Raw genomic sequence first — 18,893 nt, forward strand, 5'->3', positions numbered from 1 at the left:
ATACTAAATACTATATACAATATACTGGTAAAAGACTTCAGTCTTTTACACTAGTTTCTGAATTTCTTCCATCGTCCTCTGACAAGAAGAGCCATCAAGGAAAGTGATGATATTCTTACAGCTCTGCACTCGACCATCACGGTCTTTTTCAGGGTGCTCCAAGTAGTCATTAATTGCGGGAATTAAATCTGGTCGTTTTTTAATGACACGTACCCCGCCACCGGAAACTATGTCGCGATAATGTTCCTTAAAGTCCTTAACCACCATCGACTTTCTCCAGTTCCACCAATCGAGTGGTTTGCCATAGAGTACGCAAATGGTCGGGCGATCGCCAAGCATTGATTCCACGGCGGCAGATGAAGAAAAATTAACCATCACGTCGGTGTATTTCCAGAGTGCCACGAGCATATACATTTCGCGCATCGTGGGGTTGAAGTTGAAATCTTTGTGTGGGGAATTGTCACGGCGTCCGAAAGAATAACGCAGGGTGTAATTATATTTATCGGCCCAATGTTGGTGCATCGCCGGCTTGCCACTTCCTGGGTGCATGGAAGCATAAAGTTGTAAATCGGCAGGAAGGCTTCCGTCTTGTTTCGCGATACCGATTTGTTCGGCGACATTCGACATGTCATACAGTTCGACGGTGGCGACATGCAAAAGTCGCTTGTTTGGATCTAAGCCGATGTATTCAAAAAGTTCTTCACGTGAAGGGATTCTATTTGTGTGAGAGAAAAGATCGAGGCGTGGCGCACCGGTCACCGCAACCTGTTCTTCTTTGATGTCCGTAAACTCGCGAAGTAAATGGTCTTTCATTATTTGATTCCAGACGATAATTTTATCGGGAATAACTTGCTCCGACCGTAGTCGTGCCATTTTCCAAATATTGTCCCAGGATTCAATGAAAGTGCAGGTTTTTAAACCCAGTTTTTTAGCAACGCGAAGAATTGGGCGATCAACGACATCGCGCCCCGTTGTTGTGGTTAATACCAAATCTGGTTGATATTTTTTGTAGATCGTTTCTAGTTTGGTTTCCGTTTCCGGTTTATCCCAGGCTTCTGATTTTATGTCTTCAAAGGTAAAACGGTGGCGCGGATACTCCGAAGCAGGGAAAAATTCATCTGCCCATGGCGCGCCGGGAGAAACGATAACGTAATTCCAAGTATATTTATTAATCAAAAGCTCACGCATTGGCTGGAGCAGGGCGCGGTGATGAGAGCCGGAAGGGACGGAGATAACAATGGTGGCATTCATATGATTAAAGTATCAGATAAATTTATAAGAACCAAATGGATTTGAATTGTTTAGGGATGATTCTGTAAAAGGATTATTCCTAAATAGCGTTACGACGTATTGACGCAAACTATAACTTATAGTATGCTACCTTATTCCCTGAAAGCGTTTCGGGGTTTGTGTTCTGTGAATAATTTGCGAAGGGTATGAAAGATGCCAAGTAAAAAAGCGAAAAAACGATTTCTAGTGGTCGCCGCCCATACAGGTAGCTTCCTCAATGGTCCTCTGCCGGTGGCGCGTTTACTTCGAGAGATGGGGCACGATGTTTCGGTATGCTTGCAGACTGGGCAATCGGCTTACGATTCGTGGAAGTCGAGTGGCAAGGTTTGGCAGGAGCTCAAATGGTTCGATGTCGCCGGAAAGAGCGGTGCATGGCCGCAGCTCAAGTCAACGTTTGATGCAGTGCTTCTGGCAATGTCGCCGGTCATTGGAGCCAATTCTGAGATCGGTGCGTTGATGATGGCACATGAAGACGGGGTTCCGGCTTTTGGGGTATCGGATTTTCCGGGGAGTTTGCGGAATCCGGGCTGGCGTGATTATGTTCGTCACTTGACCACGCTTTTCTCCCCGATGCCCGAACCGAATTTTCCTGGAAAGTGTGTCGTCTCCGGCTGGGGTGCGTTGGAAAAATGGCGCAACAAAGATGTTGGCGCCATGGCTTATGCTACACGTCTCAAGCTCGGTATCGGTCATGAACCGGTGCTGTACGTTTTCTTTTCTCCGGAGCGCGAATCGCCATTGGCCTTGGAACACTTGGCGATTTTAATTCGAGAAGTGGATATCGACGGCATTACGATAGTGGTCAATCGTCACGGGCGTGAAAAAAGTACGCCCGTTGATGGGAACGCTCGAAGATTCCGAGTGGCGCTTTGCTTGCTTGGTGAAAATAATCGTGTTTTCGATAACAGCCCGGAGTATTCCGAATTTCTCAGTTTGGATGAACGTTCGATTTTGCCACAGTTTCGACCGGATGAGTTTCTTGAATATCAGGAGGCCTTAACTTTGGCCAGAGGAAATGGGGTTGCCCTAACGATGTTCGGGACGGATGGTTTACTCGCACCGTATCTGGCTTCGAGTGGGATTCTTTCGGTGTGCTGGCTTGATCCTGTTTATGGTGGTGCCGTTCTAAAACGTGAGAAGCAAGTTGAGCGGCTCGATTTGCCTATCCTTTGGCAGCCGACGAATGATCTGGATTTGCTCACATGCATCGACAGTGGGTTGCGTGGACGTTCCGATGCACGTGAGAAGCAGATTGAATTGTTAGAACAACAGTATCCGTTTCCGAAATCGTCTGCACCGCAGATCATCGTCGACGAGATCTTGCGACAACTGGGTTAGTTTGTAAGATGTCTGACACCTTCAACTCGTTCTTTATCCCGACACATGCGTGTCGGGATTTTTTTGTTAAGTTTTGCGAACCTGTGTCCGATCACGGAACGGAGCAATCTTGCTCCGTTCCATGATCGGTGTTGGTTCGTTGCTGGCAGAAAAAGAAATAAAGAGTATAACTAAGAACATGACTAACAAAATTTCTCCTCTAGAATCGTTTCGAACAACTCTAAGAGAAGTCGGTGGCAAAATGAATTTGCGCAAAGATGTAATCGAAATATTAAGTTATCCGCAACGGGTGATAGACGCGTATATTCCAGTTGAAATGGATAACGGGTCGATGCGAATTTTTCACGGGTATCGCGCGCAGCACCAAAATGCGCGTGGGCCATATAAGGGAGGCATTCGTTTCCACCCGGATGTAGATGAACAAGAAGTGCAGGCATTGGCGGCTTGGATGACCATGAAAACAGCAGTTGTAGATATTCCGTTCGGCGGTGCAAAAGGTGGTGTGGCTTTGAACCCGATGGAGTTGTCGGACAGGGAATTACAACGTCTTACTCGGGCCTTTGTGCAAACATTAGGTGAAGCCATTGGTCCAAACGTTGATGTGCCGGCGCCGGATGTAAATACGAATGGGCAAATTATGGCGTGGGCGGCGGACGAGTACAGTCGTCTGCATCAAGGGGCACCGCACGTTGAAGCAACTTTCACGGGTAAGCCTATTTCGGTGGGTGGTAGCTTGGGCAGAGAAGAAGCAACCGGTTACGGCGGAATCTTGGTTTTGCAAAACTTCCTGACGCGCAAAAATATCGCCAAGGACGGTCTAAAAGTGGCAGTACAGGGTTTCGGCAATGTGGGTTCCTATTTCGCGCGGTTTGCCCATAATAACGGCATGCACGTGGTGGCGGTTTCCGACTCGCGTGGTGGAATCTATAATTCCGATGGCCATGATGTTGATGCGGTGGTGGCCGGTCAAAAACGCGCCGGTCATTTGGAAAAGAATGTTTGTTATCCGCGGATTGGTGTTGCTGAAGCGGGTCAAAAAGCCAGCGAGTGTTCTCCGATTACCAACGCGCAATTGTTGGAATTGCCAGTAGACATTTTGGTGCCGGCGGCATTGGAAAATCAAATTACCGCCGAAAATGTCGAAAAAATTCAAGCAAAGATAATTATCGAGATGGCCAACGGACCAATTACGCCGGAAGCGGATGTGATTTTAGCGCGTCGTGGCATTATTGTTATTCCCGATATTTTAGCAAATGCCGGCGGCGTCACAGTCAGTTACTTTGAATGGGTACAAAATTTGCAGAATCTTTATTGGACCAAGGAAGAAGTGAATTCTCGGTTGGAACAAAAAATGGCCACTTCATCAAATGATGTTTTTGATATTGCCGATAAAGAAAAAGTTACAAACCGCGAAGCGGCATACCGAATTGCTCTGGCACGCGTTCAAGAAGCGATGGTGCTTAAGGGTTGGGTACCGGCGCAGGTGAAGGGGTAAGGATAGAAGATTTTTTGGGTTTATTAACCTTTGGTTTCTTTGGGGTTGTTACGCTTACCTCTTTGTATATGGTATTTAGTATATAGTATATGGATTTATTGACTCTGTTCTGGTTTTGAGTTTGAACTCCTTATTAGGCCGTTTATTAGTTTTGACACATCAACGGTTTTCTTTGCGATGGTGTTAAAATCATCCTTTGTTATATAACCCAAATCTCGACAAATGATGTATTGGTTTTGAAGTTCTGTTAGGGATCCTTTTGCAATCGCATAAAACTGTTGTTTGTCTCGTTTTGTGTTTCGACTAAATCCTTCGGCAATGTTAGAAGAAACAGATACCGCGGCTCTTCTCATTTGACTAGTTAGTCCAAATATTTCTTCTTTTGGAAATGATTTGGATATTTTGTAGGTCATTAGCACTAATGCGTGGCTTTCTCTCCAAGCATCTAAATGCGTAAAAGATGTGATTTTGTTTGTGTTTGATAAATCCATATACTATATACCAAATACCATATACAAAAAATTTTATTGAGCAGTGGATGCTGTTTATTTTAGGTGGTGTCTATTGAACCGAATCGCCCACACCAACCACAGAGCCTCCCAAATTATTGACTTACTGATTTTTGATTTGCCTACTCTTCTATCAATAAACACGATTGGCATTTCGGAAATTTTTGCTTTGAGGGCGGATGCACGGGAATTCATTTCAATTTGAAAACCATAACCATCGGCATGAACGGTAGCAAGATTCATTTTCTTCAACAACTCTGTTCTCCAGCACTTAAAACCGCCTGTGAGATCCGAAATTGGAACGCCAGTTACTAGGCGTGCATAGATATTGGCCCACTGGCTTAAAAGCCTGCGATTGGTTTTCCAGTCGGAGACTTTTCCACCTTGCATATAACGTGAACCAATAACTAAATCGGTGGTTTTAATTTTATTTACAAATCGCAGGATATCGTTTGGGTCGTGCGAAAAATCCGCGTCCATCTGGATAATTGTATCGGCACCACGATTGATCGCCTCTTGAAAACCGGCCAAGTATGCACGCCCGAGACCCTCTTTTTTCGCGCGATTAAACAATGAAACTGGAGGAAATTTTTGTGAATAAGATTGAACGATTTGGCCGGTACCATCGGGTGAAGAATCATCAACCACGAGAATTGATAGGTCCGGAATCTGTAATCCAATAATTGTCTCAATTAAATTACCGATATTTTCCTTTTCATTATATGTCGGTATTACAACTGTAGTTTTCATTTGAGAGAAAAGGTTAATAATTCCATATACTATATACTAAATACTATATACAAATATTGATTAAATCAAACTTCTTGTTTTTAACGCGCTGACTAATTCCGCAAAAACCGTATCGACAGGTATCGTGGCAACGCAACTTTTGTCGGATTGTCGGCCTGGTTCTTGCCAGGATCGAAATTTGGCAGATTTGGCTTCAGTAGAAGAAAGATTCTTGCAAGGTTTTTCGCGTTTAAGAAAACATGGTTCATTGCATGTCGGTCCTCCGATTGTAACATGGTATTTCTTGGGGTCAGATATATGCGGATTCAGGAAGAAACTTGGCGCGGCACGATGTAATGGTTGCCCACCGTAGAGACAAATTGTCTGCAGTCTTGCTGAAGCGGCAAAATGCAACGGGGCGCTCATAACACCAATACCGATATCGCAAGAGCCGGCGAATGCGATATTTTCGCGTAGCGTTAATCCTCGGTCATCATATGTTTTAGGATATTTCGCACCAAACCAAATTGGTGTAATTCCTAATTCGTTTTTAATTTTATTCTCCAGTTGAGCTGTTTTTTCCGGATCCCAACCGCGCATTGTTTGGCCGTTGATGCTTTCCAGAAAAACAATCCGGGGTCCGGGAAATTGTTCCGCGACTCTTTTGCCGACTTTCCAATCTTCTTCCGACCCGTAAAATGGGTAATTTCCGTAAGAAATATTTTTAAGTCCAAGGTGTTCAAAAACTTTTTCTACCGGATTATCAAAAATTCCTAAACCGAAATCCAGTTCGGCGACCAAATCGTAATTTTTTTTTACGGACTCATAATGTTTGGGACTCCATGTTGGGTAAGATTTTCCGCCTTCAACGCAAATGGCGCCTTCAAGGGACAATTTTTTATCGTGCCAATGAATCAGATGATCGATATGTGGATTTTCTTGCATCAGGGCGATACAGAAACCGTCTTGATTTCTCTCGCCCCAACGCCCTTTTTTGTCTTTATAACCCCAGGCGGTGACTAGAGTGATTTCCGCCTCCGGATATTGTTGTGCTAAAACTTCCAAGGCCGGACCAACTAAAAAAAGGTGGTCGCCCATATTGCCAACGTGTTTAAGTAAAATTTTCCGCGGTGAATTTTCCAGCATATTATTTTTCCACAAGTACGTTATTCACCCAATGAAATTCGGGGAAGTTTTGAACTTCATCTTTCTTGATTAAATCGACGAGTTTTGTAAAACGCGTCACGGTGTTTTCAAAATTGTAAGAAAGAATACGGTGTCGGGCGCGTTCGGTTGTCTCGCTGTAAAAAGAATTATCACCCAATAGGTGCGTACCAAGCTTGATTGCTGTGTGAAAATCTTCTACGTCACGCACCATAAGTTCCGGAAAAAGTTCCGTTTGCGCGTCGCTGGGGCCACCAATTGAAGCCGTGCCCACCGCGGCGCAGTCTGCTTGCACCCGTCCGCGTGTCCACCACGTATCCATATTTAACACAATTTTTACTCCGGCCAAATATGGCAGATATTGGCGCCACGGACGGAAGGGAACGATCTCGTGGATGGTGCCTTTGAGTAGTTGGGTGTTTAACGGCGAATCGGGCGTGGCAGTAACGTGAATAATACTGTCGCGGAATTGGCGTTGAATTTCTTTGGCCGCCAGATGGCCGGCTAAAATATCCGGACGGGAAGTTTCCCCGGCGATAAAAATAATCGATTCTTTGTCTGCCGGTTCGCGCCAAGATTTTTGGGCATATTCGGCCGGGTAGGGTTGGGGAATATAAACGACAGGTGTTTTCGTAAGTGATTGTTGGTAGGGAACTGTCGCTCGCACAATCGAAAGAACGGCATGGCAGGAGTTGTAAAATTCAATTAAAGAAGAAAGATGTTCCGCGCCTGAACGCCACTGATCGCGCAATTGTCCGAATGGTTGCGTTGGTACGCCGACAATCACCATTGCCGGATATGTTGCACGCAAGCGTTTCACGAACTTCGCGAGCTCGTTGCCGCGTTTCCAGTCGTACACAACTAACAATGTGTCAAAATTTTTGAAATAACCAAGAGAATAATTTCCCCAGGTGGCGAGTAGTCGCCAATGCAAACGTTGGTACAAACCTTGCAAAACATTTCCATCCAGTTGTCCTAAAATTGCACCAGTGAGGGGAACATGTTGTCCATTAAAGGCTGTTGTGTAAGAACCAAAAGAAGTGGGATCGATTTCGGAAAGCGGATCGCCAAGATAGTTAGGATGTTCTTCGGAAGGAATCCAAATTTTATGGCTTTTAGTGGTGTATTCTACGCAGGCAAATTTCATAGGATTGAGTTAAAATTATTTTCGCTTAATTGCATAATACATTATTTCGCGAATTGTGCTGAATTCCGGCACGCGCAGCACATAGGCGGTAACTAAATAGGCCGTTAAGCCGAAAGTCGCACTACCCAGAATTGTCACGATATCGTTGGTAATGCCTGAAGTGAGTCCGCTGAAAATATGGCGACCCAGATAGGTGCCGGCAAACAGAACCGCACCGCTGATTAGTATTTTAAATAAACTGGTATCGGCAAAAATTGTCCAAAGATGCGGGACGCGTTTTGAAAGCCAGATCGCGTAAAGCGACGTTAAGATAAACGGCGAAATCGCGGAACCTAATGCCAGTCCTTTTACACCTAACCGCGGAGCAAACACGTAAAAAAGTACCATGGTTAAACATTGCGTAATTATTGTGACAACAACAGAAACGCGCGTCACTTTCATCGCGAGCGCAAGGTGACCGAGCAGTGAACTTAAGCCGTTTGCTAGAAGACCGAGTAAAAGAATTCCCAAAACGGCGGAGGTCATGCCCGTATCGATGGTGGTGAAAGAACCGCGTTCGTAAAGTAAACGAATGACGTTGGTGCGAAGAAGAACGATACCAATTGTAAGCGGAATGCCGAAGAAAACCATAAAACGAAACGCTTGTTTTGTTGTTTTTACAATCTCACTTTCCAAACCCGTGGCGACCGCGCGCGAGAAAGCGGGGAACGAAACAACAACAATGTTGGCAAGAAAAAGACTGTTGGTCATCTGAGCAATTTTGTCACCAAACTTAAGCGCCGAAAGGGATCCCTCCGGAAAATGGGAAACCAAAATGCGATAAACAATTCCCGCGCCTTGCGCGGCGATGATGCTTAAAATAAACGGAGAAACCAAAAGCAGTACTCGAATTAGGTCTGGATCGGTGAAAGAAAGAGTTGGGCGATAGGGCACGCCTTCACGATAAAGTGCCCAAAGAATTAATGATAATTGTAAGAGCCCGCCGATGAGCGCGCCAAACGCCAAAACGATAATGCCGTAGCGATCGGTCAAAAAGACGACGAAGAAAAAAGAAAGAAGTGGAGAAATGAGGCGCGCTGCCGCCGGCAAACCGAAAATGTGCAACGAATTAAGCATTGATGCGCCTAAGTCTAAAAGCATCGTAAAAAAGAAGGCGGGCAACATGACGCGTAAAATTTCCACCGTGACGTGGTGTACCTCCGGCGAAAAACCGGGAGCAATAAATGAAACAATCGGATTGATAAACAATTCCAAGATAATCAAGGCGACCGTAAAAATAATCGCCGAGACATTAAATAAATTATTCGCCAGTTTCCAGGCGCGGTCCTGCTGGCCACCGGTTAAATATTCGACAAAAATGGGCAAAAAAACGGAAGTGATAGATCCACCGAGTAAAATTTTCGCCAAAAGTTCGGAAGTTCCCTGCGCCATAAAATAGGCGTCCGTACTACCGGAAGCGCCGAATTTATAGGCAATGGAAAGTTGCAGCAAAAAGCCCGCCAAAAGCGCTCCAACAGTAGAGATGCCGATGGCACCGCCCGCCCGCGCCGCCTTGAAAAGCGGGGGCGGTTTTATGACTGATTCCGTTGTGCGTGAATCCATGAGTAACTGTTGAATAGAATAGCCCAAAAAGGCCCAAAAGTCTATTGAATTAAGGCTTGTTTTGAGTGTTTTTTGGGTCACACGCAATAGTGGGATACTGGAATAAACAGAATTAGCGTCAAACCACAGAAGACGGCGTCGTTACCCTCCTTTTTCAAATTGCACACGCTTTGGCGGTGTTTCGCCGATGCTCAAAGGGCGAGGGTGGATTAAGTTAAAAAACTGCGATGTTCTTATTGTCACAATCCCTCCCCGCCTTTAGTCCATCAGGGCAACACCGCCGAAGTGTGTGCAACCTTTAAATAAAGGGAGGAATTGCTGTGTTTACCTCAAATGACCCACTATTGCGTGTGATCCTGTTTTTTTGGTAAAAAATGTTCTCATTCTTTTTTGTTGGCAGGATTGGAAATTTCGATGATCTTATTATTTTCCGGCATGTATTTGAAAAGGTAGGTTTTTTCATCAATGTCTTTTGGAATAATATCCGTATAGGCGACGCGAATCGAAGCATCGCGATATAAAAGGTTGATCGCCGCAAAACCTAAATTTTGTTGTTTGTCTTTTGGAAAATTCAGAAAATAAAAGCGGCTGTTGGCGGGGACGGTGGAGTGGTTGGCACTAATTAGCGTTAGGGCGCTCATTGTGAGCGCGGATTGTTGGCGCGCAAGCAATAAATCCGGATGTCGATTGATGAATATAAAAGATTGTGCGCCGGCAAAAAATATAAGAATGATTACGGCGATTTGCTTGAATCTGTTGGGGATGTTTATTTTTGGAAGAAGAGATTGAAAAAATATTCCAAACGTTAGGACTAATCCGATAAGAGGGAAATAGAGCCATCGTTCTTGCCGTTCGTTGAGTAAAATAAGAAAAGGGATACTCATTAGAATATAGAGGCCTACAGAAAACGTGGCGTGCTTGGGACGTTTAATAAGGGTGATGATTAATAATAGAAATACCGCGCTGATTAAGAAAAGAAGATAAGGTGGCAAATTTAGCGACCAGCCTTTGAGAGAAGTGGCTTGTTCGTAGTAATTACTGATTTTTTGGGATGCCGGGATAACGGTAAAAATGCCTCTAAACGAAAACGCAAGTGATGTTTTTAGGTTTCCGGCCATTACGGCGGGATTAAAAGATGTCTTGTATGACGGGTCGAGATAAGCTGTTTGCATTCCGGGATCGTTTAGCATTGCCGTATGGATGGTTAAAATAATGGCGGCAACAGCCAAAAAAGGAGCTAATACGCGCATCTGTCGACGCACGAAAAATAAAAAAGAAAGTTTGTCATCAATCGCGAAACAAAACAGCGGTATTAAAGCCAGTAGGATAAAGGAGTTTTCTTTGGATAAAAGAGCGAATGTAAAAAATACAAGGCTCCAAATTAAATAATTATTGCGCCGGTTTTTCCAATAGGCGCCAATCGAAAGAAGGGTGGCAAGAATAAAAGTGGTCGCGAGCACTTCTTGGATGGAACTAAGCCATGCCACAGTAATCCAAATTGCCGCGTGCGTGGCCCAGAATATTGATAAAACGATAGAGAGACGTCTTTTAAGGAAAAAACGGAAAAGCAAATACACAAGCGCGCCGTTGAAGGCGTGGATCAGGTTGTTGAATAAATAATGTGGCCAAGCCGTTAGTTTTGCTAACTGATAGAGCATTGCGGGAATAATGGAATTGGTGATAGGGCGGTAAAAGGCGATTTGTGACTTAAAGTCGGAATGAGTTGGTTCAACAAAACCGCGATCCGTGAAAAGTAGGGCCGGATTGTTTTTTAATAATACGCGCGCTCTTTCCAGTAAAACAAAATCATCTTGTCTGAAATAAAGCGTCAGTGTTGGTAAAAAGATGATAAAAATTACCGTAAATACTAAAAAAACGGGTTTTAATTCGGGTAGTAACATTTTTTTTAGGCTAATCTGTTCAGTCTCGGCAGGCTTTTTTCCAAATAGCCAAAAAAATGGAGCAATGATTAACAAAGCCAGCGCCAAAGCAAGGGGTGGAAATTGCCGTAAATATATATAAATCAGACCGTAAAGAGGTGGAGAAGAATATGCCGTAAAAGCAAGGTCGCCGTAGGAAGGTTGATTTTTCTGAAAAATTTGTCCTTCCGGATATTTTTGACTGTCTATTTGGTATTGCAGAGCGACGCAATCTTTTTCGTTTAGTGTTGGAGCAGAAAGTTCAAAATAGATGTTCTTTCTACTGATTGGCTTAAAACTAAATACTAATTTGTCATCTCTTTGTGCATTGCCGAGAGTGCTATCGATTTGTCTTAATACTAAACTATCGTTTGATGTTTTCTTTATTGACAGTCGTATCGGGGTGTTATCGGGTAATACTTTTTTATTTATTTTAACTTCTATTCCCGAGATGTAACCCGCGGGGACGTGTATTGTCTGTCCAATTCTTGATTCACCAAAAACTTTTCTGACGTGGAGATTGTTTTGATCTGCTTCGTTAGTTTGGGAAATCATGGAAATCGGTTTCCACACAAATAGAAACACTAGCGCAAAAAATAGAATTGTATAAATTATTATTCTAATTTTACGGCTAATCATATGTGGGAAGTTTATCTGTAGATGAGCATATATTCAAGCTGTAAAAGCGAGACACATATTTATAAATAATCTTGTATAATCAGGGCATGGTTGATGCGGATACAGTTTACGGTCAAAGAAAATCAAATTGGGTTTGGGTAATTATGCTTGTTTCTGTTTTATTGTTTGCGGGCATATTGATTTTTCAGACGCGAGAAATAATTGTTAATAATCCGATCATAAGTGAAGGCGTGGCGTATGCGCCGGTTGGTACGGGGAATGGGATTGATGTTTATGATAATCAAGCGTTGGTTCAAGAGTTTATCGCGACGGAAACAGAAATAACGCATATTTCCGTTGGTTTGAAAAATTTCAGAGGTGCAGATGCTGGTTCTTTCGTTTCTGTGGGGGTTTACGATCATGAGGGTGTTTTGTTGGGAAAAGAAGAGTTGCAAATTTCCGAATTATGGTCTGATGATTTTACTAGGTTCAAAGTGTCGGCCAGACTATTGATTGGCGGGAGGTATAATATTTTAATAACAACAAGGGGCGTTGGGGAGGAAAAAGCGTTAAGTGCTTTCTATGAACCCAAAATTTACTCACTTCCGGGAGTTCAATTATTTTCCAAATCAGGGGAAAATGGTGCAAGTCGGCAAATAGTTGGTCATATCGGTTTCAAAGTTTTGCGCGAATCGACTCCTTCAGTACTTTGGCATATTGTATTGCGTGGGTTACAGTATCGCGTACTACTTTTTTACGCATTATTAATTCTAATAGCGACGCTTATTCGTCCAGTTAGAATATTTATAAAAAAAGTAATTACGACACAACTGAAGTTGAGTGTCGCGACGTTATGGTTTAGTAAGCGCGAAATATTTTCTGTTTTGTTTCTTGGAGTAGTATTGGCCGGAATTGTAACGGCGCCATATTACTTACTATTAAATAAAATGGATTCGATGGGGGATGTTCATCGTAACTTGCTTTTTCGCGCGCTTGGGCGGGAATCAATTCTGAAAGACGGAACGATCGCGCAATGGGACCCTTATACTTGCGGTGGTGTACCACTTTTGGCCAATATCGAATCGGCACATACGGATCCTTTTTTCTTGCTCTCATTGGTATTTGGTGAAAATTTAGGATTGCGTTTGTCGGTGACGCTGACGCTCGCATTCGGTTTTTTTGGAACGTATTTATTGGCGCGTCGTTTTCTTGGGGTAAATAAATTACCGGCGATATTGGCGGGAGCAATTTATTCTTTCTCCGGTTTTCAGATGTTGGCGTTTTCTACGGGTGTTTTTGCGTGGATTCCTGTCGGATTAATTCCATTGTTTGTATATTTTTACCTGCGAAGTTTGGAAAAAAATATTTATTTAATACCCACGGCGGGAATGTTGGCATGGATCTTTTTAGGTGGCGGACCCCATATGCCTGTTTTTGCCGTGATTTTAGTAGGTCTTTTGGCGATTGGCGTTGCGATTGGTTTTCGAAGCTTACGACCAATACTGATGTTGTATCTTGTTTTGATTACGGCCGGCTTGTTCTCGGCAGTGAAGTTATTGCCGGCCGTGGAGTTGGTAGTAATTTTTGACGCCTTTAATCGTTTACCTTCGTTTATCGCGTCCCTCTCATGGTTGCCAAAAATGTTTATTGATCGCCACCAGGACGCTTCTTTTGCCTGGCATTACGCGTTAACGGGAGAAAATTATCGCTGGTCGGAGTTTGGCAGTTATGTTGGTTTAGTACCGGTATTGTTATTTTTATTTGGCTTGCCGTTTATCGTGCGAAAGAAAATGGTTCTGGCGTGGTTAATTATTGGCTTGATTATTCTTGTAATGGTATTTGGATTTTTCCCATGGACGTTAATTCAGCAAATACCTGTTTTGAAAGAAATTGTCCGCAATCCCCAGCGACTGCGCAGTATTTTCTTTTTGCCGTTTGGATTGCTTTGTGCGTATGGGCTAAACGCGGTATCCGAAAAGTTAATTAAGAAAACTTTAATCCGGAACATTGTTGTTGGGCTGGTGGTTCTTTTTGTAATCGGTGATCTGTTTGCCGTTGGCGCGCCAAATTTTTACAATTTATTCAATTTATCCCGGCCCAAACTTGAGCGACAGGAAAAATTTGTGCGTTTGAATGGCGGTTATACTGATGAAGATAGTAGTTATTATAAGGCGGGCTATTTGAATTATCTCGCGCGGGAGGGGACGACGGATTTGTGCGTCCCCAATATGGTGATTAATAGGCCGATGATGGCTTCGGGTAAAGGAACCACGAGTAAAACAAGACCCTATAAAGGGGAAGCGTATATTCTCAATTCGGATGTAAAGGCGGATGTTGTTTCTGTTTCCCCGACAAAAATTATCGTACAAATGGAAAAACTTGAGCGGGATGGTTGGCTGGCCATCAATCAAAATTATTATCCCGGTTGGAAGACGGTGCCGAAAAGGGAAGTAGCACAAAAAAACGGTCTTGTGGCGGCGCGCGTGCTTATGAGTGATAAAAAAATTGTTTTTAAATATTTTCCACTTTCTTTTTACGTTGGTTTTTGGATTTCTTTCGTATCGGTGTTAATTGCAGGGGCTGTTATGTTGCAACGATTTTTCTTATTCCGAAAGAATAAGTTTCGTAACCGCTAACAGGTCGAGAGATTTGACGTAACGGCCACATCGGAGGTGGTGCTCTTCGTCCCGCGAAACCTTGGTGAAGTGGGATCAGCACCTCGTGCCTGCCCCTCGTAACTTTAGTGAAGTGGGGCGATGTGGAAGACGGTTCGTATCTCGACGCGCTAACCAACGCCACCTCCGAAGAAGAGCAAGGTCGGACTGCCGAGCGGTCCGACCTTAATTGGTGGCAACGTGTCGTCGGCCAATGCGGGTCGGACCTTTATGAATAAAAGTCCGACCCGATAACCTGTGAGGGGTTACCAAGTTTATTAATTTGTTTTACCGGAGAGATTCTTTGCCTATACAATCCTCGCGGTTCGGGCTATGTTTTAAGGGCAATAAAATGCTGAAGAAATTTACCGAAGATAAGTATATTATGCTCGCGGTCGCGGTATTGATTGCCGTGGTGGTTGTATTAGGGATTATATTTCTTCCTCTGGGTGAACAAACTCGTTTTGTTGTTCGCGTGAAAGACAGCTTGATCAAAGAAACGCTTGTTCCGTCTGCCGAATATAAACAAGAATTTAAGGCACCGGTAAAATCGGTGCGAGGACTTACTTTTTATTTTGATAAAATCGCTAAGATTGCTGGCGTAGAACTGCAGATATTGGACGAGGGTGGAAAAATAATGGCAAGTTCCCGCAATGCTAAAATAACATATACGGAAGTGCGAACAGACGCGAGTTTCCGTTTTCGGAAGGTTGATTTGGAAAAAGATACAAAATATTTCATTCGACTAGCTAATCATGGGACAAAGCCGGTTAACTTGTGGTCGCGTGATGTAAACGGAGAAAATTTGATCGCATTTTCAATTTTGTCTCCCGCGAAAATTGATTTTCGATCGAGCGCCGGCGCGCTTACGGGGGTAATATTTTTGCTGGGGTTGGCTGTTGTAAAATTCATAAATGAAAAATATAGATTAGTTGGTACTATTATTCTCTTGGCGGTGATTACACCGCTGGCGTTGGGTGGTTTTTGGAAAATGGATAAGTTTGGGATTTCTGATTGGGATTATTATATGTCAACACACAGTGCTTACCGGCAGGCAATTTTAACCAATCACGTTTTTCCGTTTTGGGAGCCGTATACGGCGGGTGGAACAGCCGGCTTAGCTGATCCGGAGTTTCCTGTTTTATCGCCATTATTTATTCCGGAATTGATTTTTGGGGTGCCGATTGGAATAAGAGTGGCAGTAATGCTTTCTGTTTTAGTGGGCGGGCTGGGAGTATTGGCGTTGTCGAGGAGTGTGAAATTAAGTCTTGAGGCCTGTACGCTTACGGCAATCGGCTATATGTTCGGCAGTGTTAATTTGTTGGAAATTGTCGAGGGGCACACCAACATTTATATGGCGATGTGGATACCATGGATTTTTTGGGCGTGGTTAATGATGATTCGTGGAAATAAAAAACCAATTATTTGCGGAATATTTTTGGCGCTGACTTTTTATGGCGGGGGAATTTATTTGCTGATGTATACGGTGGTTGCTTTTATCGGGTTGGGATTATTCACAAAGAAGCCATTACGGACATTTGGGCTGACGGTAAAAGCGGGTTTGTGGGCGCTGGGGCTTTCGGCGTTAAAATTAATCCCGGTCTTTTTGTGGTTGAAAAATTATCCGGATGCGATGTACGCGAGTTCCGTAAATACGCTACCATGGTTAAAGCAAATTTTTCTAGAGCGAATTTCTCACGGGGCGCAGGCAATTTTTAATCAAGGAGGAGGTTGGCACGAATATGGCGCATATCTTGGGTATTTTTTACTGGTGCTGGCTTTGCTCGGGCTTCTTCGATTACGTACTCAAAAGTTTGTTAGATTGTTGAGTATTGCCGCGGTTGTCGCTGTTTTGATTTCCGCGAGCGGGCCACTGTTTAAACCGTTCTTTGATATATTTCCATTTATTCCTCGTTCGAACATCTCGCGTTTCGTGTTGTTTGCGGTTATTCCCCTAGTATTACTGGCCGGGTTTGGCGTTGATTTGATCAGAGAAAAAATCAAGTTGGGAAATATCCTGGCACTGATTATTATTGGTTGCGTGGCAGTGGATTTAATGAGTTTCTCGTATCTGCTTTCTACACAAGCATTTGTCTTGGATCCAATCGTTATTTCCACAAAGTCGGCATATCCAATTGAGTTTACCGCTGACAATTATTCAACGACGACTGTTGATGTGAACGGGAATGATGTTAAGTATTCACGTTCATATGCCGCATTTTTGGCCGGTTATGGATCTACGACCTTCCCATCTGTTTTAGGACCCGATGCGCGCGTAAAAACCATTCAGGATGAAAAACATCCGTATTTGGAGTTGGAAAACGGGTGGGGTGAGGCGAAGTTGCTAAAATGGAGCCCCAATTCGGTGATAGTGGCCGTGGATGTAAAAGAGAGTGATAATTTGATTATCAATACCAACTTTGCGCCCGGCTGGTACGCGAATGGTATGCCAGCGAAGGATATTACCGGACGTGTTTCAACACGGATTTCGTCGGGGCAATCGGAGGTTCGATTTGAGTATATTCCCCCCGGATTTTTTACCGGAGTATTGATTACTCTTTTTACACTTGGCTTGGTGGGATATTTCAGAATCAGGAAGAAAAAATAAGGATCACACGCGATATTGAGTTAGATACAATCAATTGACCGATATTTTTGTCATCTCTTGTTTTGTAATAATGACCAATACCCAATACTCAATGACCACTGAATAACCAATGCGTTAATGACCACTCTAGATACGAATACCGTGATAACAAAACGTCCGCATAGTAATTGGTCATTTAGCTTAGTGGTCATTCAGTGGGTATTGGGTAGTGGTCATTGGACATTATTTGAGAATAAAAGAAACAGAGGGATTATCAGGAATAACCACGCTTGCGTATGTTACATTAATCTTCTGTATCGGGTGTGGAAGGATTATTTTTCGGTGCGGAAGATTCACTCGCAGAAATGCGTTTAAAAATATATGTTCCGTCGCCACTCCAAACTTGCGAAAAATTTTTATCGTTTTGTAAAACAGTGATCTCATGTTCCATTGATCCTTGCTGGAGTGGCCATGAACTAACGAATTGACTGACAATCAGCCACTGGGTTGAGCTATTTATTTCCGGATATAGTTGGAGGTTCCGGCGGTTGGCAAAACGCGCCGTAAAACCACTGGAGACGGCCACTGTATCGTCGGTCGGAATAATTTCCAATGCTTTTGTTACCGCCTCGTTGTGTTTAGTAATAAGTTCCGTTGGCATAATGTGTCTGGCACGCGCCCGGTAGAGGGGCGCTTTTTTATCACTCCACGCGTTTTTTTGCACGCTGAAAATCAGAAGGGCGCAAATAATTACGACAAAAACATTTTTAAGTCTATTCAGGCGTACTTTATTTAATAGCCAAAACAAATAGCTAATCGAATAAATTCCGCCAATCGCCAACAATGGAAGAATGTTGCCATTGGAATAATTGTTGATCAACCAGCGATATTCGTTGGGGCTGGCAAAACGCGAATAAAAAATTGTTAAACCGGAAAGATACGTAAGGGGCGTAAAGGCCGGTAAATAACCGAATGATGAAAAAAGCGTATTGATTGTGTTTCGTTTTGTTTCCGTATCGGTCATATTTTGAAAAATGGCTTTCGGGTAGACAAAAAAACCGCGTACAACACTATAAGGATCTTTATTGCCCGTATCGAGGTAAGTAAGCGCGTCACCACCCCTGGTCCATTGGGGCATAATGATGTAAGCGACCACGCAAAAATAGGTGAAGGAAATAATCATCACGCTTAGCCAGATGAGTATTTTCTTTTTGTCGAAAGACTGTTTGCGTATTCGTGCGCGAACGAACACACCAATTTGTTGAAGGAAATAAAACAAGCCGAGCATAAAAAAGATCGGTGGCGCGTCTTCGCGGGTAATAAGACCAAGAACAAGTGAAATCCAGAAGAGAATTTTTTTGTCAAAATGCCAAGCGTAAATAAACCAAAGAATAATTCCACCGGTTAAAACCGACGGATGGAAATCAACGTTAAGAGCGTATTGTGTGCCGATAAATGCCAAATAGGCGTAGAGAAAAGCCAAGCCAAGTAGGGAACTGTTAAGAATTTTTTGCGCAATTTTATAGAGTGGATAGCCGGACAGAGTGACGACCAATACCTGCGCGACCAATAAAACGCGTGCGTCGGGAAACAAGCGATAAATCGGAGCAAACAACGCGATAATAAAGTGCGCGTGGTCGCCCCACATCACCATATTTTTAAATGTATTAAACGGGAGACGGAAGTGACTTAGGTTAAACAAAGCTTGCGCATAGGCACCTAAATCCAAACCTGTTTCAAATAAACGGAAATTGGAAAAAACCATTTGCAAATAAAGCACGGTGAAAATTCCGATTAAGACAAACGCGACGGTGTTGAAAATTCGGTGGCGGTTCATTGTC

Annotated in this window: 13 protein-coding genes; 5 read left to right on the forward strand and 8 right to left on the reverse strand. The window is 43.4% G+C overall.

Annotated elements, in window-relative coordinates:
* Positions 1-45: 45 nt before the first annotated feature.
* The gene (locus Q7S57_02395) at positions 46-1,251 is read right to left on the reverse strand and encodes a hypothetical protein (GenBank protein MDO8512096.1); all 1,206 of its coding nucleotides are present in this window, start codon (positions 1,249-1,251) and stop codon (positions 46-48) included.
* A gap of 270 nt (positions 1,252-1,521) precedes the next feature.
* Here Q7S57_02395 and Q7S57_02400 point away from each other — a divergent pair, with 270 nt between their 5' ends.
* Positions 1,522-2,628: a hypothetical protein gene (locus Q7S57_02400; GenBank protein ID MDO8512097.1), complete on the forward strand. Its 1,107-nt coding sequence runs from the start codon at positions 1,522-1,524 to the stop codon at positions 2,626-2,628.
* A gap of 109 nt (positions 2,629-2,737) precedes the next feature.
* Positions 2,738-4,123: a Glu/Leu/Phe/Val dehydrogenase gene (locus tag Q7S57_02405; protein ID MDO8512098.1), complete on the forward strand. Its 1,386-nt coding sequence runs from the start codon at positions 2,738-2,740 to the stop codon at positions 4,121-4,123.
* A 95-nt stretch (positions 4,124-4,218) separates the two neighbouring features.
* Here Q7S57_02405 and Q7S57_02410 read toward each other — a convergent pair whose 3' ends face one another.
* The 6 genes from Q7S57_02410 to Q7S57_02435 all read right to left on the reverse strand — a co-directional run bounded on the left by Q7S57_02410 (position 4,219) and on the right by Q7S57_02435 (position 11,748).
* Positions 4,219-4,614 (reverse strand): four helix bundle protein, encoded by a 396-nt coding sequence (locus Q7S57_02410; GenBank protein MDO8512099.1) that lies wholly within the window; start codon positions 4,612-4,614, stop codon positions 4,219-4,221.
* A gap of 54 nt (positions 4,615-4,668) precedes the next feature.
* Positions 4,669-5,382 (reverse strand): polyprenol monophosphomannose synthase, encoded by a 714-nt coding sequence (locus Q7S57_02415; protein MDO8512100.1) that lies wholly within the window; start codon positions 5,380-5,382, stop codon positions 4,669-4,671.
* 60 nt (positions 5,383-5,442) lie between these two features.
* Entirely contained in the window at positions 5,443-6,507 is a 1,065-nt protein-coding gene (locus Q7S57_02420) for a hypothetical protein (protein MDO8512101.1), read from the reverse strand.
* A 1-nt stretch (position 6,508) separates the two neighbouring features.
* On the reverse strand, positions 6,509-7,672 hold the full coding sequence (locus tag Q7S57_02425; GenBank protein MDO8512102.1) for a hypothetical protein: 1,164 nt from the start codon (positions 7,670-7,672) through the stop codon (positions 6,509-6,511).
* 15 nt (positions 7,673-7,687) lie between these two features.
* Entirely contained in the window at positions 7,688-9,274 is a 1,587-nt protein-coding gene (locus tag Q7S57_02430; protein ID MDO8512103.1) for a lipid II flippase MurJ, read from the reverse strand.
* 380 nt (positions 9,275-9,654) lie between these two features.
* Positions 9,655-11,748: a glycosyltransferase family 39 protein gene (locus Q7S57_02435; protein MDO8512104.1), complete on the reverse strand. Its 2,094-nt coding sequence runs from the start codon at positions 11,746-11,748 to the stop codon at positions 9,655-9,657.
* Between the two features lie 170 nt (positions 11,749-11,918).
* Here Q7S57_02435 and Q7S57_02440 point away from each other — a divergent pair, with 170 nt between their 5' ends.
* From Q7S57_02440 to Q7S57_02450, 3 genes are all read left to right on the forward strand, one after another.
* Positions 11,919-14,447, forward strand: a complete 2,529-nt coding sequence (locus Q7S57_02440) for a hypothetical protein (protein ID MDO8512105.1) — start codon at positions 11,919-11,921, stop codon at positions 14,445-14,447.
* A 107-nt stretch (positions 14,448-14,554) separates the two neighbouring features.
* Positions 14,555-14,704 carry a hypothetical protein gene (locus Q7S57_02445; protein MDO8512106.1) on the forward strand — a complete coding sequence of 50 codons (150 nt, stop codon included), beginning with the start codon at positions 14,555-14,557 and terminating at the stop codon, positions 14,702-14,704.
* A 113-nt stretch (positions 14,705-14,817) separates the two neighbouring features.
* Entirely contained in the window at positions 14,818-17,073 is a 2,256-nt protein-coding gene (locus tag Q7S57_02450) for a hypothetical protein (GenBank protein ID MDO8512107.1), read from the forward strand.
* 283 nt (positions 17,074-17,356) lie between these two features.
* Here Q7S57_02450 and Q7S57_02455 read toward each other — a convergent pair whose 3' ends face one another.
* Positions 17,357-18,889 carry a DUF2079 domain-containing protein gene (locus Q7S57_02455; GenBank protein MDO8512108.1) on the reverse strand — a complete coding sequence of 511 codons (1,533 nt, stop codon included), beginning with the start codon at positions 18,887-18,889 and terminating at the stop codon, positions 17,357-17,359.
* Between the last annotated feature and the right edge of the window lie 4 nt (positions 18,890-18,893).

The sequence above is a fragment of the bacterium genome (genome assembly GCA_030647555.1).
In the GTDB taxonomy this organism is placed as follows: domain Bacteria; phylum Patescibacteriota; class Andersenbacteria; order UBA10190; family CAIZMI01; genus CAIZMI01.

Excerpts from the sequence above, each read along its gene's own strand:
- Q7S57_02395 (MDO8512096.1), bottom strand. The coding sequence starts at position 1,251 with ATGAATGCCACCATTGTTATCTCCGTCCCTTCCGGCTCTCATCACCGC.
- Q7S57_02410 (MDO8512099.1), bottom strand. The coding sequence starts at position 4,614 with ATGGATTTATCAAACACAAACAAAATCACATCTTTTACGCATTTAGAT.
- Q7S57_02415 (MDO8512100.1), bottom strand. The coding sequence starts at position 5,382 with ATGAAAACTACAGTTGTAATACCGACATATAATGAAAAGGAAAATATC.
- Q7S57_02420 (MDO8512101.1), bottom strand. The coding sequence starts at position 6,507 with ATGCTGGAAAATTCACCGCGGAAAATTTTACTTAAACACGTTGGCAAT.
- Q7S57_02425 (MDO8512102.1), bottom strand. The coding sequence starts at position 7,672 with ATGAAATTTGCCTGCGTAGAATACACCACTAAAAGCCATAAAATTTGG.
- Q7S57_02430 (MDO8512103.1), bottom strand. The coding sequence starts at position 9,274 with ATGGATTCACGCACAACGGAATCAGTCATAAAACCGCCCCCGCTTTTC.
- Q7S57_02435 (MDO8512104.1), bottom strand. The coding sequence starts at position 11,748 with ATGATTTCCCAAACTAACGAAGCAGATCAAAACAATCTCCACGTCAGA.
- Q7S57_02440 (MDO8512105.1), top strand. The coding sequence starts at position 11,919 with ATGGTTGATGCGGATACAGTTTACGGTCAAAGAAAATCAAATTGGGTT.
- Q7S57_02450 (MDO8512107.1), top strand. The coding sequence starts at position 14,818 with ATGCTGAAGAAATTTACCGAAGATAAGTATATTATGCTCGCGGTCGCG.
- Q7S57_02455 (MDO8512108.1), bottom strand. The coding sequence starts at position 18,889 with ATGAACCGCCACCGAATTTTCAACACCGTCGCGTTTGTCTTAATCGGA.